This is a genomic window from Pseudomonas koreensis, assembly GCF_012986595.1.
In the GTDB taxonomy this organism is placed as follows: Bacteria; Pseudomonadota; Gammaproteobacteria; order Pseudomonadales; family Pseudomonadaceae; genus Aquipseudomonas; species Aquipseudomonas koreensis.
Map to the genome: position 1 here is coordinate 734,160 of NZ_JAAQYM010000001.1, position 24,032 is coordinate 758,191.

General features: G+C 61.3%; 18 protein-coding genes. 7 read left to right on the plus strand and 11 right to left on the minus strand.

The window, feature by feature from the left end; translation table 11 throughout:
* The first annotated feature begins 121 nt into the window (after positions 1-121).
* The 6 genes from HBN98_RS03545 to HBN98_RS03570 all read left to right on the plus strand — a co-directional run bounded on the left by HBN98_RS03545 (position 122) and on the right by HBN98_RS03570 (position 7,853).
* Positions 122-853, plus strand: a complete 732-nt coding sequence (locus tag HBN98_RS03545) for a GntR family transcriptional regulator (RefSeq protein ID WP_064586108.1) — start codon at positions 122-124, stop codon at positions 851-853.
* Positions 854-910: 57 nt separating this feature from the next.
* Positions 911-2,017, plus strand: a complete 1,107-nt coding sequence (nagA, locus tag HBN98_RS03550) for an N-acetylglucosamine-6-phosphate deacetylase (RefSeq protein ID WP_083366923.1) — start codon at positions 911-913, stop codon at positions 2,015-2,017.
* Positions 1,998-3,020 (plus strand): SIS domain-containing protein, encoded by a 1,023-nt coding sequence (locus tag HBN98_RS03555; protein ID WP_151101484.1) that lies wholly within the window; start codon positions 1,998-2,000, stop codon positions 3,018-3,020. The genes nagA and HBN98_RS03555 overlap by 20 nt, the downstream gene beginning before the upstream one ends.
* A gap of 198 nt (positions 3,021-3,218) precedes the next feature.
* On the plus strand, positions 3,219-5,732 hold the full coding sequence (ptsP, locus tag HBN98_RS03560; RefSeq protein ID WP_083366925.1) for a phosphoenolpyruvate--protein phosphotransferase: 2,514 nt from the start codon (positions 3,219-3,221) through the stop codon (positions 5,730-5,732).
* A 36-nt stretch (positions 5,733-5,768) separates the two neighbouring features.
* Positions 5,769-7,481 carry an N-acetylglucosamine-specific PTS transporter subunit IIBC gene (nagE, locus tag HBN98_RS03565; RefSeq protein ID WP_083366926.1) on the plus strand — a complete coding sequence of 571 codons (1,713 nt, stop codon included), beginning with the start codon at positions 5,769-5,771 and terminating at the stop codon, positions 7,479-7,481.
* A gap of 132 nt (positions 7,482-7,613) precedes the next feature.
* A complete protein-coding gene (locus HBN98_RS03570; RefSeq protein ID WP_162276289.1) occupies positions 7,614-7,853 on the plus strand; it encodes an EF-hand domain-containing protein in 240 nt (79 codons plus the stop codon).
* A 247-nt stretch (positions 7,854-8,100) separates the two neighbouring features.
* Here the strand turns inward: HBN98_RS03570 and HBN98_RS03575 are convergent, their stop codons facing one another.
* From HBN98_RS03575 to purL, 3 genes are all read right to left on the minus strand, one after another.
* Positions 8,101-8,463 (minus strand): DUF6124 family protein, encoded by a 363-nt coding sequence (locus HBN98_RS03575; protein WP_064586103.1) that lies wholly within the window; start codon positions 8,461-8,463, stop codon positions 8,101-8,103.
* A 987-nt stretch (positions 8,464-9,450) separates the two neighbouring features.
* Positions 9,451-9,762, minus strand: a complete 312-nt coding sequence (locus HBN98_RS03580) for a YqfO family protein (RefSeq protein WP_083366928.1) — start codon at positions 9,760-9,762, stop codon at positions 9,451-9,453.
* A 5-nt stretch (positions 9,763-9,767) separates the two neighbouring features.
* On the minus strand, positions 9,768-13,664 hold the full coding sequence (gene purL / locus HBN98_RS03585; protein WP_083366929.1) for a phosphoribosylformylglycinamidine synthase: 3,897 nt from the start codon (positions 13,662-13,664) through the stop codon (positions 9,768-9,770).
* Positions 13,665-13,949: 285 nt separating this feature from the next.
* On the opposite strand from purL, the gene mltF reads away from it, so the two are divergent.
* Complete coding sequence (mltF, locus tag HBN98_RS03590; protein ID WP_082920283.1) at positions 13,950-15,410, plus strand: membrane-bound lytic murein transglycosylase MltF; 1,461 nt, start codon at positions 13,950-13,952, stop codon at positions 15,408-15,410.
* 85 nt (positions 15,411-15,495) lie between these two features.
* Here the strand turns inward: mltF and pdxJ are convergent, their stop codons facing one another.
* From pdxJ to lptF, 8 genes are all read right to left on the minus strand, one after another.
* On the minus strand, positions 15,496-16,242 hold the full coding sequence (gene pdxJ, locus HBN98_RS03595) for a pyridoxine 5'-phosphate synthase (protein WP_083366930.1): 747 nt from the start codon (positions 16,240-16,242) through the stop codon (positions 15,496-15,498).
* Between the two features lie 39 nt (positions 16,243-16,281).
* Entirely contained in the window at positions 16,282-16,971 is a 690-nt protein-coding gene (recO, locus tag HBN98_RS03600; protein WP_083366931.1) for a DNA repair protein RecO, read from the minus strand.
* Between the two features lie 118 nt (positions 16,972-17,089).
* Positions 17,090-17,992: a GTPase Era gene (gene era / locus HBN98_RS03605; RefSeq protein ID WP_064586098.1), complete on the minus strand. Its 903-nt coding sequence runs from the start codon at positions 17,990-17,992 to the stop codon at positions 17,090-17,092.
* Positions 17,985-18,674, minus strand: coding sequence for a ribonuclease III (gene rnc / locus HBN98_RS03610; RefSeq protein WP_024011703.1), 690 nt, complete (start codon positions 18,672-18,674; stop codon positions 17,985-17,987). Before rnc ends, era begins: the two co-directional genes overlap by 8 nt.
* Positions 18,675-18,857: 183 nt before the next feature.
* A complete protein-coding gene (lepB, locus tag HBN98_RS03615) occupies positions 18,858-19,712 on the minus strand; it encodes a signal peptidase I (RefSeq protein WP_083366932.1) in 855 nt (284 codons plus the stop codon).
* Between the two features lie 9 nt (positions 19,713-19,721).
* Entirely contained in the window at positions 19,722-21,518 is a 1,797-nt protein-coding gene (gene lepA / locus HBN98_RS03620; RefSeq protein ID WP_003221926.1) for a translation elongation factor 4, read from the minus strand.
* 172 nt (positions 21,519-21,690) lie between these two features.
* Positions 21,691-22,752, minus strand: coding sequence for an LPS export ABC transporter permease LptG (lptG, locus tag HBN98_RS03625; RefSeq protein WP_064586096.1), 1,062 nt, complete (start codon positions 22,750-22,752; stop codon positions 21,691-21,693).
* The gene (gene lptF, locus HBN98_RS03630; RefSeq protein WP_083366933.1) at positions 22,745-23,866 is read right to left on the minus strand and encodes an LPS export ABC transporter permease LptF; all 1,122 of its coding nucleotides are present in this window, start codon (positions 23,864-23,866) and stop codon (positions 22,745-22,747) included. Before lptF ends, lptG begins: the two co-directional genes overlap by 8 nt.
* Positions 23,867-24,032 lie beyond the last annotated feature (166 nt).

A 24,032-nucleotide genomic window follows, 5' to 3' on the forward strand; every position in this document is an offset into this window, starting at 1 on the left:
AACCCGCCATTTCATTGGACTACAGGCCAATTCCCTGCGTTGACATGGTATTCAAGTGGTATTAATTTTCGCCCCACAAGCGAGCAACAACAATCCTATACTCGCGCCGGAAATGACCTACATGAACGACCTCCAGGCCCTACGCCCAGATGACTCCCAGCCGACCCCGCTGTACTTGCAGCTGGCGCGCAATCTGGAATCGGCGATCCATGCCGGGCAGTGGAAGGCCGAGCAGGCGATGCCGTCCGAGCGCAACCTCAGCGAGCAACTGGGGATCTCCCGGGTCACCGCCCGCAAGGCGCTGGAAGTCCTGCTCGATCAAGGTCTGATCCGCCGCCTGCAAGGTTCCGGCACCTTCATCACACCCCGCCTGGAACAACCACTGTCGCGCCTCTCGGGATTCAGCGAAATGCTCCGCCTCAAGGGCTTCGTGCCCAGCTCGCAGTGGCTGGAGCGCGAAGTAACCCTGCCGACCCACGAAGAACTGATCCGCCTGAGCCTGTCGCCGAACGACAAGGTCGCGCGCATGAAACGCCTGCGCAAGGCCGACGACACGGTGATGGCGATCGAGATGAGCACCCTGCCCGCCTCGATCATGCCCAAGCCGCAACAGGTCGGCGATTCGCTCTACGAATACCTCGACGGCATCGGCAAACCGATCGTCCGCGCCCTGCAGCACATTCAGGCGATCAACGCCTCGGACGAGTTCGCCGCACTGGTCGGCATCGCCCCCGGCACCGCCATGCTGCTGATGACCCGGGTCGGCTACCTCGAAGACAACACGCCGATCGAAGTCACCGACACCTATTGCCGCAACGACTACTACGACTTTGTTGCAGAGCTTCGTAGATAAAAGAGCTTCGTAGATAAAGAGCTGCGTCGATAAGCGCGGCCAAAAGCGAGAACCAAAATGTCCGAAGACAACATCCTTACCGCCAGCGGCTGGATTCGCGGCCGGCTGATCCACGAACACGGCAAAGTCGTGTCGATCGAAGGCGTGCCGTGCGATCCGGCCGACAATGACCTGCCCTATCTGCTGCCGGGTTTCATCGACCTGCACGTCCACGGCGGTGGCGGCAAAGACATCATGGAAGGCGCCAGCGCCTTCGAAACCATCACCAAAACCCACGTGCGCTTCGGCACCACCTCGCTGCTGGCCACCACCATGACCGCGCCGAGCGCCGAGATCTCCAGTGTGCTCAAAGAGGTCGGAGCATTCTGCGAACAGCGTCCGCAAGGCGCCGCGCGGGTACTCGGCGTGCACCTGGAAGGCCCGTACATCAACCCCGGCAAACTCGGCGCGCAACCAAACTTCGCCCACACCGCGTTGATGGCCGAAGTCGAGGAATACCTGGCACTGGCGCCGATCCGCGTGATCACCATCGCCCCGGAAATCGCCGGCCACGACGGTTTGATCCGTGAGCTGAGCAGTCGTGGCATCCGCATGCAGATCGGCCACACCCTCGGCAGCTACGAGGAAGGCGTCGCCGCCCTGGAGGCTGGTGCCACCAGCTTCACCCATTTGTACAACGCCATGAGCCCGCTGCATCACCGCGAGCCGGGGATCGTTGGCGCCGCGCTGGCCCACGCCAAGTTCGCCGAGCTGATCCCGGATCTGCTGCACGTGCACCCCGGTGCGATCCGCGTGGCCCTGCGTTCGATCCCGTGCCTGTATTGCGTCACCGACTCGACCGCCGCCGCCGGCATGCCCGACGGTGAATACAAACTCGGCAGCCACACCGTGACCAAATGCCTGGGCGGCGTGCGCCTGCCCGACGGCACGCTGGCCGGCAGCACCCTGACCATGGATCAGGCCCTGCGCAATCTGGTGAAGATCGGTTTGCCGATCAGCCAGGCCTCGCAACGTCTTTCGCAATTCCCCGCCGACTACCTCGGCATCACCGAACGCGGGCGCCTTGAACCAGGCGCCTGGGCCGACTGCGTGCGGCTGGATCGCTCACTCACACTGACCGCCGTCATGGTCGAAGGAGAAGACATTGACTTCAAAAATGCTTGAAGAGGCACTGTCCTCGTTCGAGGCCGTGCAAGCCCAACTGGAGCAACTCGATCCACAGATGATCGAGATCGCCGGGCGCCTGCGCCGTCAGCCGCCGCAAGTGGCGATGACCGTCGCGCGCGGCAGCTCCGACCACGCGGCGAGCTACTTCGCCTACCTGACCATGCAGCAGCTGGGCGTGCCGGTGGCGTCGTTGCCGATGTCGGTGGTGACCATGCAACAGGCGCCGTTGAAGGTCAGCGGTCAGGTCGCGTTCGCTTTTTCGCAGTCGGGTCAGAGCCCGGATCTGGTCAACAGCCTGCGCCTGTTGCGCAAGCGTGGCGCACTCAGCGTGTCGATGGTCAACGCCGCCGATTCGCCACTGGAAGCGGCCTGTGAATTCAGCCTGCCGTTGCTCGCCGGTACCGAAAGCAGTGTCGCGGCGACCAAGAGCTTCATCGCCACCCTCAGCGCCAGCGCCCGTCTGATCGCGCACTGGAAAGAAGACAGCGAACTGCTGCAAGCGCACAACGCCCTGCCCGAAGGCCTGCGCGAAGCGGCGCAACAGGACTGGAGCGCAGCGATCGATGCGCTGCGCGATTGTGAACGCCTGATGGTCATCGGCCGTGGTGCCGGTTTCGCCATCGCGCAGGAAGCCGCGCTGAAGTTCAAGGAAACCTCGGCGATCCAGGCCGAAGCGTTCAGCAGCGCCGAAGTCCGTCACGGCCCGATGGCGCTGATCGACGAGCACTACCCGCTGCTGGTGTTCGCCCCGCGCGGTGCCGAGCAGGCGGGCCTGGTCAGCCTGGCGGCAGAGATGCGTCAACGCGGCGCCCGCGTGTTGCTCGCCGCGCCGGACGACATTCTCGAACGCGACCTGACCCTGAGCCGCGCCGAACACCCGGCCCTCGACCCGATTCTGGCGATCCAGAGTTTCTACGTGATGGCCGCAGGCCTGGCCGTGGCCCGGGGCATGGACCCGGATCAGCCGCGCCACCTGAGCAAAGTGACCCGTACCCACTGATAACCAAGACGGACGACGAATCCCCCTGTAGGAGCTGCCGAAGGCTGCGATCTTTTGATCTGGTTTTTATGGATCAAGATCAACAGATCGCAGGCTTCGGCAGCTCCTACAGGGCTCAGCGAAACCGTGAGATCGCGATGCAGGCATTCAGCAACACCGTGGAATCGCGACATTCCGAACTACTGATGAGACCGAGCCATGCACAACAACAATAAAGAGCTGACCCTCAGCGCCCCGCTCAGCGGCCCGGTGCTCACGCTCGCCAAAGTCCCGGACGCGGTGTTCGCCAGCGGCGCGATGGGTGACGGGATTGCCATCGATCCGCTGAACGACACCCTGTATTCGCCCTGCGCCGGCGTGATCATCCATGTCGCCCGCACCGGCCATGCACTGACGGTACGCGCTGACAACGGCGCAGAAATCCTCCTGCACCTGGGCCTCGACACCGTTGAACTGAACGGCGAAGGTTTCTCGATGCTGGTCAAGGAAGGCACGCGGGTCAGCAAGGGCCAACCGTTGTTGCGCTACGACCTGGACAAGGTCGGCCAGCAGTGCAAAAGCCTGGTCAGCCTGTTGATCCTGACCAACAGCCAGGATTTTCAGGTACGACCGATCACGCTCAAAGCGGTGAAGGTCGGCGACCCCTTGCTGCACATCATTGCCCGCAACGGCGCCACGGCGGATGTTGAAGACATTGGCGGACCTGAGGTGCGTGGGCATGTATTGGTCGCTCATCGCGGCGGCTTGCATGCGCGCCCCGCCGCACTGATTCGTCAGACCGCACAAGGTTTCAAGAGCCAGTCGCAGCTGCACTTCGCCGGCAAATCGGCGCCGTGCAACAGCCTGATCGGTCTGATGGGACTGGCCATCGGCGAGCAGGATGACGTGCAAGTCAGCTGTCAGGGGCCGGATGCCGAAGCCGCGCTGCACGCCTTGCTCAACGCGTTGGCGACCGCTCTGCCCGAAGAGCATCACGCTGCCGCACCGGTCAGCGTGGCACCGCGCCAGCGCCCGGCCGAAGCGGGTGTGCTGCAGGGCGTGTGCGCCGCACCGGGGCTGGTCGGCGGACCACTGTTCCGCTTGAACGCGATCAACCTGCCGGCGGATGCGGGCAAGCATGATCCGCGGGTGCAACAGCAGGTTCTGGACGCGGCGCTGAATCAGGTACGCGACGAAATCCACGCCACGCTCGCTCAAGCGAAAAGGCACAAGAACACCGACGAAGAAGCGATCTTCGCCGCGCATCTGGCATTGCTCGACGACCCGGCCCTGCTCGACGCCGCGCAGCACGCCATCGATCAAGGCACCGCGGCGACTCACGCCTGGAGCCAGTCGATCGATGTGCAGTGCGAGGTGCTGCAACACACCGGCAGCGCGCTGTTGGCCGAACGCGCCAACGACCTGCGCGACCTCAAGCAACGGGTGCTGCGCGCGCTGCTCGGAGAAGCCTGGCATTACGAGGTGCCGGCCGGCGCCATCGTCGCCGCGCATGAACTGACCCCGTCGGATCTGCTGCAACTCAGCGCCCAAGGGGTCGCCGGGTTGTGCATGGCCGAAGGCGGCGCGACGTCGCACGTAGCGATTCTGGCACGGGGCAAAGGTCTGCCGTGCCTGGTGGCGTTGGGCTCGGCTTTGCTCGATCAGCCGCAAGGGCAATCAGTGGTGCTGGATGCTGACGGCGGTCGCCTTGAATTGACGCCGAACACTGAGCGTCTGGCCGAAGTCCAGCAAGCGCAAATCGACCGCCAACAACGCCGCGACGCCCAACAAGCCAAAGCGCATCTGCCGGCGGAGACGCGCAATGGCGTGACCATCGAAGTGGTCGCCAATGTCGCCTCCAGCCATGAAGCAGCCGACGCGTTCGCCAATGGCGCCGATGGCGTCGGCCTGCTGCGCACCGAGTTTCTGTTCGTTGACCGGCAAACCGCGCCGGACGTCGAAGAACAGCGCATCGCCTATCAAGCCGTGCTCGATGCCATGGGTGAGCATTCGGTGATCATCCGCACCATCGACGTCGGCGGCGACAAGCAACTCGACTACCTGCCGCTACCCGCCGAAGCCAACCCGGTACTGGGCCTGCGCGGCATTCGTCTGGCTCAGGCCCGCCCGGAAATCCTCGATCAACAACTGCGCGCGCTGCTGCAAGTCAGCCCGCTGCGCCGTTGCCGGATCCTGTTGCCGATGGTCACCGAAGTCGACGAACTGCTGCACATCCGTCAACGGGTCGATGCGCTGTGCCTGGAGCTGGGCATCAGCCAGCGTCCGGAAATCGGCGTGATGATCGAAGTCCCCGCCGCGGCATTGCAAGCCGAACAACTGGCCGAACACGCCGACTTCCTCTCGATCGGCACCAACGACCTGTCGCAATACACCTTGGCGATGGACCGCGACCACGCAGGTTTAGCCGCCCGGGTCGATGCCTTGCACCCGGCGCTGCTTCGGTTGATTGCCATGACCTGCGCAGGCGCGGCGGTGCACAAGCGTTGGGTCGGCGTGTGCGGCGCCCTCGCCTCCGATCCGTTGGCGACGCCGGTGCTGATCGGCCTGGGCGTTACTGAACTGTCGGTCAGCCCGGTGCAGATCGGTGAAATCAAGGACCGCGTGCGCCAGTTGCACGAGGCCGAATGCCAACGCCTCAGCCACGACCTGCTCAAACTGAACAGCGCCGCTGCGGTACGTCACGCCTGCCACCAGCATTGGCCTCTGCACTAACAACAAGCTCTCTATTAAAGAGCAGGGAGAACCACCATGTACCAACTCTTCATCGAAGGCCTGCAACGCCTCGGCCGTGCGCTGATGCTGCCGATCGCGATCCTGCCGATTGCCGGCCTGCTGCTGCGTCTGGGTGACACCGACCTGCTGAACATCGCGATCATTCACGATGCCGGCCAAGTGATCTTCGCCAACCTGGCAATGATCTTTGCCATCGGCATCGCCGTCGGGTTCGCCAAGGACAACAACGGCACTGCGGGTCTGGCCGGGGTGATCGGTTACCTGGTGATGATCTCCACCCTCAAGGTGCTCGACCCGAGCATCAACATGGGCATGCTTGCCGGAATCGTCAGCGGCCTGATGGCCGGCGCGCTGTACAACCGCTTCAAGGACATCAAACTGCCGGAATACCTGGCGTTCTTCGGCGGGCGGCGTTTCGTGCCGATCGTCACGGGTTTTGCGGCGGTCGCACTGGGCGTGGTGTTCGGCTACATCTGGCCGCCGATCCAACACGGCATCAACAGCTTCGGCACCCTGATGATGGAAAGCGGCAGCTTCGGCGCCTTCGTCTTCGGCGTGTTCAACCGCCTGCTGATCGTCACCGGCCTGCACCACATCCTCAACAACATGGCGTGGTTCGTGTTCGGCAACTTTACCGACCCGACTACCGGCGCACTGGTCACCGGCGACCTGTCGCGCTACTTCGCCGGCGATCCGAAGGGCGGCCAGTTCATGACCGGCATGTTCCCGATGATGATCTTCGGCCTGCCGGCGGCGTGCCTGGCGATGTACCGCAACGCCCTGCCGGAGCGCCGTAAGGTCATGGGCGGGATCTTCCTGTCGATGGCCCTGACCTCGTTTTTGACCGGCGTGACCGAGCCGATTGAATTCGCCTTCATGTTTTTGGCACCGCTGCTGTATCTGCTGCATGCGCTGCTGACCGGGTTGTCGATGGCGATCACCAATGCGCTGAACATCCACCTCGGCTTCACCTTCTCCGGCGGCTTCATCGACATGGTGCTGGGTTGGGGGCGCTCAACCAATGGCTGGCTGGTGATCCCGGTCGGGCTGGCGTATGCCGTGGTGTATTACGCGGTGTTTGATTTCTGTATTCGCCGTTTCAATCTGAAGACGCCGGGACGTGAGGACGTGGCTGTTAGTGAAAAAGCCGTACTCACTGAAAACGAAAGGGCCAGTGCTTACATCAAGGCATTGGGTGGCGCTGAGAATCTGCTGACGGTCGGCGCCTGCACCACGCGTCTGCGCCTGGAGATGGTCGATCGCAACAAGGCATCCGATGCTGATCTGAAAGCGCTGGGTGCGATGGCGGTTGTGCGTCCGGGCAAGGGTGGCAGCTTGCAAGTGGTTGTCGGGCCGCTGGCCGACAGCATTGCCGATGAGATTCGCCTGGCGATGCCGGCACTGGGTCGCGCACTGATGGCCGCGCCTGCTGCGGTGATCGAGGAATCCAAAGCCGTGCTGGTCGCGGCCCCCGAAGCTCAGCAATGGCTGACGGCACTGGGCGGCAGCGACAATGTGCTGCAACTGGAGTGCATCGCCCTGACGCGCATTCGCCTGCAACTGGCCGATGGTAAAGCGTTGTCCGAGGCTCAATTGAAAGAGTTGGGGTGTCAGGGCGTCAGCCAGTTGGAAGGTGGGGTCTGGCATTTGCTGATTGGCGAGAAAGCGGCGAGTTTGAGTGGGGCGATTGAGGCCTTGGTCAATCGACGTGAGCCACTGTCTGTGTAGGGGCCTGTCAACTGTCAGGTCTGACAGTTGACCCTCTCAAACGCCAAGCCTACGTTGGCTGTATCAGGCAGTACATCCAGTAGCCGTCGCCGTGATGTTTGTTCGATTCGATCTGACATGGAGGAGATCAATATGAGCTCACTATCTGATGAAGAGCGCCGCTCTGAACTTGAACGTTTCAAGTCTTACGGTGGCTCCGAGAAAGCCGGCGTAAAGGTGGAAGACTTCCGGGAAAACTACCAAAAAGTTCACGGAGCGATTGCCAAAAAGGAAATGACCAGCCTGCTGAATTCACTGGATGCCAATGGTGACGGTGTCATCACATGGGAGGAATATCTCGCCGACTACATGGGCGGCGAGGTTGCTCAATAAGCTCCCGGTGAGCTTTTGCGCTACGTAAAAAACCCGGCTATTGCCGTAATGCTCCTCACTTAAGCCCGACACTGTAACTGTGGCGAGGGAGCTTGTCGGATCGCCGCACCGTCCCGCTGGGTCGCGAAGCGGCCCCAAAAGAGGGACTGCTACGCAGTCCAGCGGGAGCAAGCTCCCTCGCCACGGGTTTCAATTGAACGCAAAATTTCTTAAGTGAACAGCATTAGGCTATTGCCGGTTTTTTTTGTCAGGTCTGCGGATCAACTCGGTCCAGTGCACGGTTTACCGCCAGTTCGGCGAGCATGACGATTTGCTGGATCGCCAATGCGGTGCTGCGTTGCAGGCCGCTGAGTTCGTTGGCGAAGTTGCTGGCCATGGCACTGGCGCAGGCCAACGATTCGTAGGCGTGGGCCAGCAGGGTTTCGGTGTCGATGCCGGGATTGACCAGGAACATCGTGCTCGGCTGGCGCGGCTGGGCCGGTTGCGGGCTCAGGTAAAAATCGAGGGCGCGTTTGATGGCTTCGCGGTTTTTGGCGAGGTCTTCGGCGCGGATGGCTTCGGCGAGTGGGGTGGTGGGTTCGTGGGGTGGATCGGGGATTAGCTTGTCCAAAGTTCAACTCCTGCTACAGCTAGCGTGAATGCCATCGTTCGCCGGATCTCACGCGGCGAAGAGGTGGCAGCTATGTGCAGGGTGAGATCCACCGGAGCAGGCAACCGGCCAGACCGAAGTCTGCCCGCACACAGCCGCCATAAAGCAGGCAGCAGATTGAGCTGGCGCCAATTATCGTAGCGTTGGCGCTAGTTGCAAGCTTTCCGGGGATCTCACGCCCGGTCGCTGAATTGGCAGCGACAAGAAAAGCCTAGAGACCGGACGTCCGACGGACAACCTGAAAACCTTGTGGGAAGGTTCTGGTAATTCCACACACCCTTAAACACAGAACATCCCCCTGTAGGAGCTGCCGAAGGCTGCGATCTTTTGACTTTGGCTTCCCACAATCAAAGGCAAGATCAAAAGATCGCAGCCTTCGGCAGCTCCTACAGGTGAGTAATGCAGATTGGTCGGCTCTCAGGCCGCCATCGCTGACAAGCCAGCCCCCACAAAAACCAACATCAGACCGCATCCGCTTCCCACCACTCAACAGGATGAGCGTTAGCTCGGCTGCAGCTCTTGATCTTGATCCACGGGCGACGTCGGCAGGCTGAGCGCAGGGATTGATCCGGGCGTGGGAGCGCAGCGACCGTTTGGCGAAGCCAAACACAGCGAGAGGAGGTGCAGCGAAGCAAACCGTAGGCGCTGCGCCCGGATCGATCCCGGAGCGAAGGGACCCCGAGCCCCAGCGAGCGGGCCGAACGTAGGAGCAAGCGTTTTTTTGCTTACTTTTTTTAGGCGTTTGTAAAAAAAGTGAGTCGCCGTAAGGGCGAAACCGCCAGCCGCAGCACCCGAAGAAACGGATATTCACTCAATCAGACAGAGCATGGTCGCCTGTCAGGGCGCCATCGCGAGCAGGCTCACTCCTACAGAAAAGCAAATCGCAGGCAACAAAAAACCCGCAGACAATCACTCATCTGCGGGTTTCTCGTTCCAGCGGCAGAAAGATCAGAAATCTTCCAACCGCCACACCTCATAAGCCGGCGTCTCGTAAGGGTGGCTCACCTTAAGGGCAGCCACCACATCACGAATCAACTCGTCACAAACGACAAGCTCAACCTTCCATTCCTCAACTTGCTCGACCTGCCCCGCTTCCCCAATAAACGGCTGACTGCCATCCAACGGACGAAACTGGCCCAAGCCAAGCACCTGCCAAGCACAGTGGTCATAGTCACCGATCCGCCCACCACCGGCAGCGAACACAGCCCCTTTGACCACCTCGACATGACTGTCAGGAACAAAAAACGCCAGCTTGTACACAGGCCTTAGTTCACCCAGACGCGCGCGTTACGGAACATGCGCATCCAAGGAGCATCCTCGGTCCAGTCTTCCGAACGCCACGAGTTCTGCACCGCACGGAACACACGCTCCGGGTGCGGCATCATGATCGTCACACGGCCATCACGGCTGGTGAGACCGGTGATCCCGCGCGGCGAACCGTTCGGGTTGGCCGGGTAGGCTTCGGTGACCTTGCCGTGGTTGTCGACAAAACGCATCGCCACGCAACCGGACAGATCGGCTTCCAGCAGGGCTTCTTCGCTGGAGAACTCGGCATGGCCTTCACCGTGAGCAATGGCGATCGGCATACGCGAACCGGCCATGCCCTGCAGGAAGATCGAGTTCGATTCCTGGATCTGCACCATCGCCACGCGCGCTTCGAACTGCTCGGAGCGGTTGCGCACGAAGTGCGGCCAGAACTCGCTGCCCGGGATCAGCTCGTGCAAGTTGGACATCATCTGGCAACCGTTGCACACGCCGAGGGTGAAGCTGTCGTTACGTTCGAAGAAGCCCTGGAACGCATCGCGGGCGCGGCTGTTGAACAGCGCCGACTTGGCCCAGCCTTCACCGGCGCCGAGAACGTCGCCGTAGGAGAAACCACCGCACGCCACCAGACCTTTGAACTCGTTCAGGTCGACGCGGCCGGCCAGAATGTCGCTCATGTGCACGTCGATCGCGTTGAAACCGGCGCGGTCGAACGCGGCGGCCATTTCCACCTGACCGTTGACGCCCTGCTCACGCAGCACGGCAACCTGTGGGCGGATGCCTTTCTTGATGTAAGGCGCGGCGATGTCCTGGTTGACGTCGAAGCTCAGCTTGACGCTCAGGCCCGGGTTGTCTTCTTCCAGCAGCGCGTCGAACTCTTGCTCGGCGCAGTCGGCGTTATCGCGCAGACGCTGGATCTGGTAGCTGGTCTCGGCCCACTGACGTTGCAGCAGACGACGCTGGCCTTCGAACACGGTGTCACCGTTGAAGGTGATGTTGATCTGGCCATTGTTGATCGGCTGACCGATCACCGACACGCAGTCGCCCAGACCGGCCGCGCTGAACTGCGCGAGGATGTCTGGCGTCGCGTCCTGACGAACCTGGATAACGGCACCCAGCTCTTCGTTGAACAGGATCGCGGCGATTTCTGCCGAGTTTTCGGCAACGCTGTCCAGGTTCAGGCTCAGACCGCAGTGGCCGGCAAAGGCCATTTCCACCACGGAGGTCAGCAGACCACCGTCGGAACGGTCGTGGTAAGCCAGCAGGTGACCGTCGGCGTTGAGGCCCTGGATCACCGCGAAGAAGGCTTTGAGGTCTTCGGCGTCATCGACGTCCGGCGCCTGCTTGCCGAGCTTGCCGTGAACCTGGGCAAGGATCGAGGCGCCCATGCGGTTCTGGCCGCGACCGAGGTCGATCAGGATCAGGTCGGTGGTGCCCTTGTCCATGCGCAGTTCCGGGGTCAGGGTCTGACGGATGTCAGCCACTGGCGCGAAACCGGTCACGATCAGCGACATCGGCGAGGTCACGGTTTTTTCTTCGCCATTGTCGTTCCAGCGGGTGGCCATGGACATCGAGTCCTTGCCCACCGGGATGGTGATGCCCAGCTCAGGGCACAGTTCCATACCGACCGCTTTCACGGTGTCGTAAAGACGTGCGTCTTCACCCGGGTGGCCGGCAGCGGACATCCAGTTCGCCGACAGTTTGATGTCGGAGATCTTGTTGATGCGCGAAGCGGCAATGTTGGTCAGGGTTTCGCCGATGGCCATGCGGCCCGACGCCGGAGCGTCCAGCAGAGCCAGCGGAGTGCGCTCGCCCATTGCCATGGCTTCACCGGTGTAGACGTCGAAGCTGGTGGCGGTGACGGCCACGTCGGCCACCGGGACCTGCCATGGGCCGACCATCTGGTCACGGGCCACGAGGCCGGTGATGGTGCGGTCGCCGATGGTGATCAGGAAGCTTTTGCTCGCCACTGCAGGGTGGTGCAGAACGCGCTCGATGCTTTCAGTGATGTCGAGGTTCGACGGATCGAAGTCATCGCCCAGCTCGGCTTCGCGAACCACCGAACGGTGCATGCGCGGCGCCTTGCCCAGCAACACTTCCAGTGGCATGTCCACCGGGTTGTTGCCGTAGTGGCTGTCGGTCACGGTCAGTTGCGGCTCGGCAGTGGCTTCGCCGACCACGGCGAACGGGCAACGCTCGCGTTCGCAGATCGCCTGGAAGCGCTCGAAGTCTTCCGGGCCGACCGCCAGAACGTAACGTTCCTGGGATTCGTTGGACCAGATTTCGTGCGGGGCCATGCCCGGCTCGTCGTTCGGAATGTTGCGCAGTTCGAAACGGCCACCGCGGTCGCCGTCGTTGACCAGTTCCGGGAAGGCGTTGGACAGACCGCCCGCGCCCACGTCGTGGATGAAGCTGATCGGGTTCTTGTCGCCCAGCTGCCAGCAACGGTCGATGACTTCCTGGCAACGACGCTCCATTTCAGGGTTTTCACGCTGAACGGAAGCGAAGTCCAGATCCGCCGAGCTGGTGCCGGTGGCCATGGAAGAAGCGGCGCCGCCGCCCAGACCGATCAGCATCGCCGGGCCGCCGAGCACGATCAGCTTGGAGCCAACGACGATTTCGCCTTTCTTGACGTGTTCTTCACGGATGTTGCCCATGCCGCCAGCCAACATGATCGGCTTGTGGTAACCGCGAACTTCATCACCGTGCGGGGTGCTGATCGATTGTTCGAAGGTACGGAAGTAGCCGGTCAGGGCCGGACGACCGAATTCGTTGTTGAACGCGGCGCCGCCCAGCGGGCCTTCGATCATGATGTCCAGCGCGGTAACGATGCGCTCAGGCTTGCCGTACGGCACTTCCCACGGCTGTTCGAAGCCCGGGATCTGCAGGTTGGATACGGTGAAACCGGTCAGGCCGGCCTTTGGCTTGGCGCCACGGCCGGTTGCACCTTCGTCGCGAATCTCGCCACCGGAACCGGTGGAGGCGCCCGGGAACGGGGCAATCGCGGTCGGGTGGTTGTGGGTTTCCACCTTCATCAGGATGTGCACCGGTTCCTGCACCGCGCCGTACTGGCGGGTTTCCGGATCCGGGAAGAAGCGGCCGGCCACGTTGCCGACGATCACCGAAGCGTTGTCCTTATAAGCGGACAGCACGCCTTCGTTGTGCATCTGATAGGTGTTCTTGATCATGCCGAACAGGCTTTTTTCCTGGCTCTCGCCGTCAATATCCCAACTGGCGTTGAAGATCTTGTGGCGGCAGTGCTCGGAGTTGGCCTGGGCGAACATCATCAGTTCGATGTCGTGCGGGTTGCGCTTCAAACCGTTGAAGGCGTTGACCAGGTAATCGATCTCGTCTTCGGCCAGGGCCAGGCCCAGCTCGGTGTTGGCCTTTTCCAGTGCGGCGCGGCCGCCACCGAGGATGTCGATCGCGGTCAACGGCTTCGGCTCGGCGTGGCTGAACAGCCCGGCGGCCTGTTCAAGGTTGGCCAGAACGATCTGGGTCATGCGGTCATGCAGCACGTCGGCGATTTGCTGAGCTTCAGCTTCGCTGAACTGGCCGGCCACGTAGAACGCGATACCGCGTTCCAGGCGCTGGATCTTGCTCAGGCCGCAGTTGCGGGCGATGTCGCTGGCCTTGCTCGACCATGGCGAGATGGTGCCGAAACGCGGCAACACCAGGAACAGACGACCGGTCGGCTCTTGTACCGGAACGCTTGGGCCGTACTTCAGAAGGCGCGCAAGCACCTGCTGTTCGTCGCCGGTCAGGACGCCGGTGACTTCGGCGAAGTGAGCGAATTCAGCATACAGGCCACTGACAGCTGGAACCTTCTGGCTCAGTTGCTCAAGGAGTTTGCTGTGGCGAAAGGCAGAAAGGGCAGGAGCGCCGCGCAGGATCAACATCTTCGGGACAGCCTCGGGAAGGGGTGTGCTTTGAGGCCGTGCATTCTAGCCTAAACCGCCCTCAACATCACCCGAAACGCTACGCACGGTTGCACTCGGATATCAATCTGTGTTTCTGCCTTTGAAGTCAGATTTAACGGGGCTGTGACGCCGGCTTATTTTTACTGTAACAAAATGCCCTTTAGCCCCATTCCTGCGGGGTTTCGGCCAGATTTGTGATCTCTAGCAGACAAGCCCTTCACTGTCGAGATATGGCGCCCGCAGCCGTTTGCGTATACTGCGCAGATGTTTTTCCCAACGGCTTTGCGTCCGCGGTACGCCAAATGGCTGATCGCAACCGGACTCTTCCTGATGCTCGGTGGCTGTGTTGATAAACCCAACACACTCGAGCGCGTAAAGGAGGATGGTGTGCTGCGGGTGATTACCCGTAACAGCCCCGCCACCTACTTTCAGGATCGCAGCGGTGAAACCGGCTTCGAATACGAGCTGGTGAAGCGCTTCGCCGACGATTTGGGGGTCGAGCTGAAGATCGAGACGGCCGACAACCTCGACGACCTGTTCGACCAGATCGGCAAACCGAACGGCCCGGTGCTGGCGGCGGCCGGCCTGGTCAGCAGCGAAGAACGCAAGAAGCAGGTGCGGTTCTCCCACTCCTACCTCGAAGTCACCCCGCAGATCATCTACCGCAACGGCCAGTCGCGGCCGACCGATCCCGGTGATCTGGTCGGCAAGAAGATCATGGTGCTCAAGGGCAGCACCCACGCCGAACAGCTGGCGGAGCTGAAAAAGAAATTTCCTGGTATCGAATACGAAGAATCCGACGCCGTTGAAGTGGTCGACCTGTTGCGCATGGTCGATGAAGGCCAGATCGACCTGACGCTGGTCGATTCCAACGAAGTGGCGATGAACCAGGTGTACTTCACCAACATCCGCGTGGCCTTCGACCTTGGCGATGCGCGCAGCCAGAGCTGGGCCGTGGCCGCCGGCGAAGACAACAGCCTGCTCAACGAGATCAACGCCTACCTCGACAAGGTGCAGAAAAACGGCACCCTGCAGCGCCTGAAGGACCGTTATTACGGCCACGTCGATGTCCTCGGCTACATGGGCGCCACCACCTTCGCCCAGCACTTGCAGCAGCGCCTGCCCAAATACGAACAGCACTTCAAGACCTACGCCAAGAAAGAGAAAGTCGACTGGCGCCTGCTCGCGGCCATCGGTTATCAGGAGTCGCTGTGGCAACCTGCGGTCACCTCGAAGACCGGCGTGCGCGGCCTGATGATGCTGACCCAGAACACGGCTCAGGCCATGGGCGTATCGAACCGTCTCGATCCCAAGCAAAGCATCATGGGCGGCGCCAAATACCTGGCCTACATGAAGGATCAGCTCGACGAATCGATTCAGGAGCCGGACCGCACCTGGTTCGCCCTGGCGGCTTACAACGTCGGCAGCGGCCACCTCGATGACGCACGCAAACTGGCGTCCCGCGAGGGCCTGAACCCGGACAAGTGGCTGGACGTGAAGAAGATGCTGCCACGCCTGTCGCAGAAGCAGTGGTACAGCAAGACCCGCTACGGCTACGCCCGGGGCGGCGAGCCGGTGCATTTCGTGGCGAACATCCGTCGCTACTACGACATCCTGACCTGGGTAACCCAGCCGCAGCTTGAAGGCGACCAGGTGGCTGAAGGCAATCTGCATGTGCCGGGGATCGACAAGACCAAGCCGGCGCAGGAGCCAGCCCCGCTCTAAAAGCAAAAGATCGCAGCCTTCGGCAGCTCCTACAGGTGTACTCAAAAACCTGTAGGAGCTGCCGAAGGCTGCGATCTTTTGATCTTCAGCCCTTCAAAGCGGCAGCCAGGATCAACGCTTTCATCTCGGAAACAGCCGACTTGAAGCCGACGAACAACGCATGCGCCACCAGCGCATGGCCGATGTTCAGTTCGTTGATGCCCTTGATCGCCGCCACAGCTTCGACGTTGTGGTAGTGCAAGCCGTGCCCGGCATTGACGATCAGACCCTGAGCCAGACCGAACGCCACACCGTCCGCCACACGCTTCAACTCTTCAGCAACTTCGCTCGGTGTTTCGGCATCGGCGTAACGCCCGGTGTGCAGCTCGATGGCCGGTGCGCCGACGCGCTTGGACGCGGCGATCTGACGCTCGTCGGCATCGATGAACAGCGACACTTCGCTGCCGATCTTCGACAGGCGCTCGACCGCCGCCCTGATGCGCTCTTCCTGCCCCGCCACATCCAGACCGCCCTCGGTGGTCAGCTCTTGACGGGTCTCCGGGACCAGGCAGATGTGCGCCGGACGGATGCGCTCGGCAAACGCCATCATTTCTTCGGTGACACCCATTTCGAAGTTCATGCGGGTCTGCAGCACATCCTTGAGCAGCAACACGTCGCGCTCCTGAATGTGCCGACGGTCTTCACGCAGGTGCACGGTGATGCCGTCGGCGCCCGCCTCTTCCGCGTCCAGCGCTGCCTTGACCGGATCCGGGTAGCGCGTGCCACGGGCCTGACGCAGGGTGGCGACGTGGTCGATGTTCACGCCAAGAAGAATGCGATTGCTGGTGGTCACGGATGCGCTCCTGAAGGGAAAGATTCGGCGCACAGCATATCAGGGCTTGCGAAATAGCTCGCGGCTGACGAGGGGACGACCGCCCAGATGAACCGCCAGCGCCTGACGCATCAGACGCTTGGCTGCCGAGAGTGCACCGGGGGCTGTCCAGTCGGCTTCGGCCATGGCCAGTAATTCAACGCCGTTGAACAGGCCCGGTTGCAGCAGGTAGACACGCTCAAGCCCGGCATCCACTTGCAGGCGATAGAGGCCATCCGCAGCCACCGGCTCGCCGTGGATGTCGGTGTTCATCGAGAAGCCGTAACCGAGATCGTCCAGCAGGCGCCATTCGAAGGAACGCAGCAGCGGTTCCAGCGGACGACCTTCGGCCAGCGCCAGCAAGGTCGCGGCGTAATGCTCGAACACCGCCGGGTGCGGATCTTCGGCGGGCAGTAGACGGATCAGCAGTTCATTGAGATAGAGGCCGCTGAACAGCGCCTCGCCGACCATCCAGGTCGCGTTACCGGCACTTTCCATGCGCCCGACATTCTTCAGCTCACCCTTGCCACGAAACTCCACTTCCAGCGGCACGAACGGTCGCGCCAGCGTCCCGGCCTTGCCCCGCGCACTGCGCAGCACCGCCCGCAACCGACCTTGCGGCGTGAGGAAATCGACCAGCGCGCTGGTTTCGCGATAGGCGCGAGAGTGCAGGACGTAGGCGAGTTGGGCGGGAGGTGGGGTTTGCGACATAAACGTTGTTTCCCGGTCGGGATTGCAAAAAAGATCGCAGCCTTCGGCAGCTCCTACAATGTCTTGTGTACACCTGTAGGAGCTGCCGAAGGCTGCGATCTTTTGATCTTCGAATCGCTTACAGGTCGCCGTAACCCAGTGAACGCAGTGCACGTTCGTCGTCGGACCAGCCGCCCTTCACCTTGACCCACAGGTTGAGCATGATCTTGGAGTCGAACAGCAGCTCCATGTCCTTGCGCGCCTCGGTGCCGATGCGCTTGATGCGCTCGCCCTTGTCGCCAATGATGATTTTCTTCTGACCGTCACGCTCGACGAGGATCAGCGCGTGAATATGCAGGGTCTTGCCCTGCTGCTTGAACTCTTCGATTTCGACGGTGATCTGGTACGGCAGCTCGGCGCCCATCTGACGCATGATTTTCTCGCGCACCAGTTCGGCGGCAAGGAAGCGGCTGCTGCGGTCGGTGATCTGGTCTTCCGGGAAGAAGTGATCGTTCTCCGGCAGATGATCGGCGATGACCTTTTCCAGCGCCTCGAGGTTGTGCCCGTGCTGCGCGGAAATCGGAATGATCTGCGCGTTCGGCAGCTGTTCCTGCAACCACGACAGGTGCGGCATCAGCTCGGCCTTGTCTTCGATGCGGTCGGTCTTGTTCAGCGCGACGATCAGCGGGCCGGTCACGTACTGCACGCGCTCCAGAACCATCTGGTCTTCTTCGGTCCACTTGGTGCGGTCGACCACGAAGATCACCACGTCGACGTCTTTCAACGCCGCCGAAGCGGTCTTGTTCATGTAACGGTTCAGGGCCTTTTCGCCACCCTTGTGCATGCCGGGGGTGTCGACATAGATCGCCTGCACGTCCCCCTCGGTCTTGATCCCGAGCATGTTGTGGCGGGTGGTCTGCGGCTTGCGCGAGGTGATCGCCAGCTTCTGGCCAAGGATGTGGTTGAGCAGCGTCGACTTACCGACGTTGGGACGGCCGACGATGGCAACGTAGCCACAGCGAGTTGCGTTTGTATCAGTCATTGCCATTCTCCACGCCCAGGGCAATCAGTGCTGCGGCGGCCGCTACCTGTTCGGCAATACGACGGCTCACACCCTGACCTCGGCTTTTTTCATTCAATAAGACAACTTCGCACTCGACGAAGAAGGTACGGCAGTGCGGCTCACCCTGGATATCCACCACTTCATAGCGGGGCAGTTCACAACCGCGCGATTGCAGGTGTTCCTGCAGACGGGTCTTGGGGTCCTTGTTGGTATCGACCAGCGTCAGGCCTTCGAACTCGCCGGCCAGCCAGGCCAGTACGCGCTCGCGGGCGACGTCCATGCCGGCGTCGAGGTAGATCGCACCGATCAACGCTTCGAGGGCGTCGGCCAGAATCGATTCGCGACGGAAGCCACCGCTTTTCAGCTCGCCCGAGCCCAGACGCAGGTAATCACCCAAGTCGAAACCACGGGCCAGCACGGCCAGTGTCTCACCCTTCACCAGGCGTGCGCGCAAACGCGACAACTGGCCTTCGCGGGCCAGCGGGAAGCGATCGAACAGTGCCTCGCCGGCAACGAAGTTGAGGATGGCATCGCCGAGGAATTCCAGGCGTTCGTTGTTACGCCCGGCAAAGCTGCGGTGCGTGAGGGCCAGCAGCATCAGCTCCTGATCCTTGAAGGTGTAACCGAGCTGGCGCTCGAGACGGCTTAGAGAAACGCTCACGGTTTACCCACGCTGAGTTCGTGGCTGGATTCCACCGCCATCGCCGGGGTACGGCGCAGGCCTGGGACAATTAACGCTGTGTTCAAAAATGACGTCCTGAATATCGTGGCTTCATGCCCTGGCGCCGATTTGTGTCGACTCCAGAAATGCATTCGGCGCTGTGGTCAACAGCGCCGTGATTGATTACTTGATCAGGCCAACCCGCGAGAAATTCGGCAGGTGGCTGAGTTTCGGTTCCGGCCAGCTCATCCAGACGGCGAAGGCTTTGCCGACGATATTCTGGTCGGGAACCATGCCCAGCAGATCCTTGGGAATGTTCGGATCATCCCAATAGCGACTGTCGTTGGAGTTGTCGCGGTTGTCACCCATCATGAAATAATGACCGGCCGGCACGGTCCAGGTATGGTCCGGGGTAGCGCGGTAGCGGCTCATTTCCTTGCGGATCAGGTGTTCGGCAGCGCCGAGTTTTTCCTTGTACAGCTCCGCGCTGCCCAGCGTGCCTGGCTCGGAACCGACCAGTTGCTCGGCAATCGACTCGCCGTTGACGAACAGACGCTTGTCGGCGGTGTAACGCACCGTGTCGCCCGGCAGGCCGACTACACGCTTGATGTAGTTGACGTTCGGGTCGCTCGGGTAGCGGAACACCATCACATCACCGCGCTGCGGATCACCGACTTCGATGATTTTCTTGTCGATCACCGGCAGGCGGATCCCGTAAGAAAACTTGCTCACCAGAATGAAGTCGCCAACGTCCAGGGTCGGTTTCATCGAGCCGGACGGGATCTGGAACGGTTCCACCAGGAACGAACGCAGCACCAGCACGATGAACAGCACCGGAAAGAACGACTTGCCGTATTCAACCAGCAACGGCTCTTTGTTCAGTTTCTCGACCACCACGGCTTCTGGCTGGCTGACACTGCCTTGATAAGAGGCAATGGCAGCACGCCGACGCGGTGCCAGGATCAACAGATCGAGCAACGCCAACAGGCCGCAGACGAACACGGCGATGACCAGCAACAGCGGGAAATTTAGTGACATAGGACCTGACTATTCCAACCTGAGCACGGCAAGGAAGGCTTCTTGTGGAATTTCCACGTTGCCGACCTGCTTCATGCGTTTCTTACCGGCCTTCTGCTTTTCCAACAGTTTTTTCTTACGGCTTACGTCACCGCCGTAGCATTTGGCCAATACGTTCTTTCTGAGTGCCTTGACGGTTGTCCGTGCAACGATCTGACCGCCAATGGCCGCCTGGATCGCCACGTCGAACATCTGACGAGGAATCAGTTCTTTCATCTTCTCGGTCAACTGGCGACCTTTGAAGTGCGAATTGTCGCGGTGCACGATCAACGCCAGGGCGTCGACCTTGTCACCGTTGATCAGCACGTCCAGTTTCACCAGATTAGCCGATTGGTAACGATCGAAATGGTAATCCAGCGAAGCATAGCCGCGGCTAGTGGATTTGAGACGGTCGAAGAAGTCCAGGACCACTTCGTTCATCGGCAGGTCGTAAGTGACCTGCACCTGATTGCCGAGGAACAGCATGTCGACCTGCACACCGCGTTTCTCGATGCACAGGGTGATGACGTTGCCCAGGTGTTCCTGCGGAACCAGGATGTTGGCACGCACGATCGGTTCGCGCATGTCTTCGATGGCCGACACATCCGGAAGCTTGGATGGGTTGTCGACGTAAATCGTTTCACCGGTTTTCAGCACCAGCTCGAAAATTACCGTTGGCGCGGTGGTGATCAGGTCCAGGTCGTATTCGCGCTCCAGGCGCTCCTGGATGATCTCCATGTGCAGCATGCCGAGGAACCCGCAACGGAAGCCGAAGCCCAGGGCGTCGGAGCTTTCCGGGGTGTACTGCAGCGACGAGTCGTTCAGGGTCAGTTTCTGCAGCGCTTCGCGGAAGTCCTCGAAGTCGTCGGAGCTGACCGGGAACAGACCGGCGTAAACCTGTGGCTGGATGCGTTTGAAGCCCGGCAGTACCGGGACGTCCGGCGTCGAACTCAGGGTCAGGGTGTCACCCACCGGTGCACCGTGAATGTCCTTGATGCTGGCGATGATGAAGCCCACTTCGCCGGCCTTGAGGTCTGCGGTGGCGGTGTGTTTCGGGTTGAACACGCCGACGCTGTCGACCAGGTGGATCTTGCCGGTGGACTTGACCAGGATCTTGTCGCCCTTCTTCACGCGGCCATGACGCACGCGCACCAGGGAGACAACGCCCAGGTAGTTGTCGAACCAGGAGTCGATGATCAACGCTTGCAGCGGATCTTCGATGTTGCCGGTTGGCGCGGGAATGGTCGCGACCAGACGCTCGAGCACTTCGTCGACACCCAGGCCGGTCTTGGCACTGCAGGTAACGGCGTCGGTGGCGTCGATGCCGATGATCTTCTCGATCTCGTCCTTGACGCGGTCAGGCTCGGCCTGTGGCAGGTCGATCTTGTTCAGCACCGGCATGACCTCGAGGCCCTGCTCGATCGCGGTGTAGCAGTTGGCCACGGACTGGGCTTCAACACCCTGACCGGCATCGACCACCAGCAACGCACCTTCACACGCGGCCAGGGAACGGCTGACTTCATAGGTGAAGTCGACGTGGCCCGGGGTGTCAATGAAGTTCAGCTGGTAGGTGACGCCATCTTTGGCTTTGTAATAGAGAGTAACGCTGTGGGCCTTGATGGTGATCCCGCGTTCGCGCTCCAGATCCATGGAATCCAGTACCTGGGCTTCCATTTCACGCTCGGCCAGGCCACCGCACATCTGGATGAAACGGTCAGCCAGCGTCGACTTGCCATGGTCAATGTGGGCGATGATGGAGAAATTGCGGATATGACTCAAATCACTCACGGATCAACACTCAAAAAGGCTGCAGGCTTGGCCCGCCGAAAAATAGCCGGGAATTGTACCTGATACACGGCGCAAGCGTCACGTTCACCTGTCACCCGGATTGCATACGAAAACGCCCCGATCTGTCGACCGAGGCGTTTTCGCGGTTAAAGCGCTGGCAACAACGCGGCCATCAGCCGGCCCGTCGCAGCAACCAGACCCCGGCCAGCGCACACACCGTGGCCGGTACCAGCACCGCGAACAGTGGCGAGAAGCCGAACACCAGGCTCGATGGGCCGAGCAGATCCTGAACGATGCGGAAGGTGAAGCCCACCAGCACACCGGTGAACACCCGCTGACCGAGGGTCACCGAGCGCAACGGACCGAAGATGAAGGAGATCGCCATCAGCACCAGCGCGGCGGTGACCAGCGGTTGCAACACCTTGACCCAAAATGCCAGCCAGTAGCGACCGTTGCTCAGCCCCTGGTCCGCCAGATAGTGGATGTAGCCCCACAGACCGGAAATCGACAGCGACTCAGGCGCCATCACCACGGTGTTGAGCAGTTGCGGGCTCAGCGACACGTCCCACTCCTCGCTCGGCGCGTTCAGCACTTCCGTGCTGCGCTCGTGAAACACTGTGGTGGTCACGTCGCTGAGCAGCCAGCGCTTGCCGTCGAATTCCGCACGCTTGGCGAAGCTGGAACTGAGCAGGTGGCGCTCCTTGTCGAAGTGATAGCGGGTCACGCCATACAGCAGGCCGTTGGGTTGCACGGCGTTGATGTGGATGAACTCCTCACCCTGACGATGCCACATGCCGTGCTTGGCGCTTTGCGCGTCGCCGCTGCCTTGCGCCAGCGAGCGATTGGCCTGGGCCATGCTTTCGGTGGCCGGGGCCACGTACTCGCCAATCAGCACGCCGGCCAGCATCAGCACCAGCATCGGCTTCATGACCGCCCAGACGATGCGCCCGATGGACACACCCGCCGCACGCATGACGGTCAGCTCACTGCTGCTGGCCAGACTGCCAAGGCCGATCAGGCAGCCGATCAGCGCGGCCATCGGCAGCATTTCATAGAGACGGCGCGGCGCGGTGAGCATGACGAAGCTCAGCACATCGGTCAGCGTGTAGGTATCGCTGACGTCGCTCATCTCGTCGATGAAGGCAAACAGGGTCGCCAGACCCAGAATAATCGCCAGCACGGCGATGATCGCCACGAATACGCTGCTGCCGATATAACGGTCGAGTTTAACCACGGGCCACCTCCAGCGCAGCGCTGCGACGGCTGGCCAGCTTCAGGCGCAATGGTTCCCAGTACAGCAGGCCGAGACCGATGACCAGGAAGATCCCGTGCACCCACCACAGGCCGAGAGCCGGTGGAATCTTGCCTTTTTCTAGGGCGCCGCGGGCGGCAATCAGGATGGTCAGGTAAGCCATATAAAGAAGAATCGCCGGCAGCAGCTTCAGGAAACGCCCTTGGCGCGGGTTAACCCGCGACAGCGGCACCGCCATCAGGGTCACGATGAACACCAGCAACGGCAGCGAAAGGCGCCATTGCAGTTCAGCCTTGGAACGCTCGTCGTCGTTGCTCAGCAGAGTCGAGGTCGGCATCGCGTCGCGGTCGGTGACTTCGTCGCTGGCATCGGGCTTGGGCAGCAATACGCCGTAGGTGTCGTATTTGATTGCGCGGTAATCGGCCTGACCCGGGCTGCCGTCATAACGATAGCCATTGTGCAGGATCAGGTAGCGGTTGCCGTCCGGGTGGATCTCCTGACGACCCTTCTCGGCCACCAGCACGGAAATCCCGCGGTCCTTCTGATTGGCCCCGAGGTTCTTCTGCGAGATGAACACGCCGCCGAGGTTGACGCGATCGTCGGTCAGGGTCTCGGTGTAGGTCACCCGGGTGCCATCACGCAGCGCCTGGAAACGGCCGGGCTCGAGGGTATCGAACTCGGTCAGGGCGTCCTGCTTGTTCAGCAACAGCTGGAACTGATTGGCGCCCTGCGGGGCCAGGCTCAGGCTCAACCACGCCACCACCAGTGCCACCAGGGTCGCCGGAAACAGAGTCATGCGCAGCAGACGCTGCTGACTCATGCCGGTGGCCGAGAGCACGGTCATTTCGCTTTCGAGGTACAACCGGCCGTACGCCAGCAGGATCCCGAGAAACAGGCCCAGCGGCAGGATCAGTTGCATGAAACCGGGCAGACGGTAACCCATGATCAGGAACAGCGATCCCGGATCGAGTTGGCCCGCAGCGGCCTGGGCAAGGTATTTGATGAAGCGACCGCTCATGATGATGACCAGCAGCACGGCGCTGACGGCGCTCAGGGTCAACATCACTTCACGGGACAGATAACGGAAGACGATCAAACCAGACACTCCAGGGTTGTCAGGCTAAGGCGGCCAAACAAGCAAACGTTTCGAGCGACCCGCAAGGCAGAGCCGTCGAAAAAAGATGCGGCATTATCCTGTGATTGAGGGCGCCTGTCACTGCGCACACTCACCCAAGCGTGTAATCGGTTGAAGATCGTGCCGC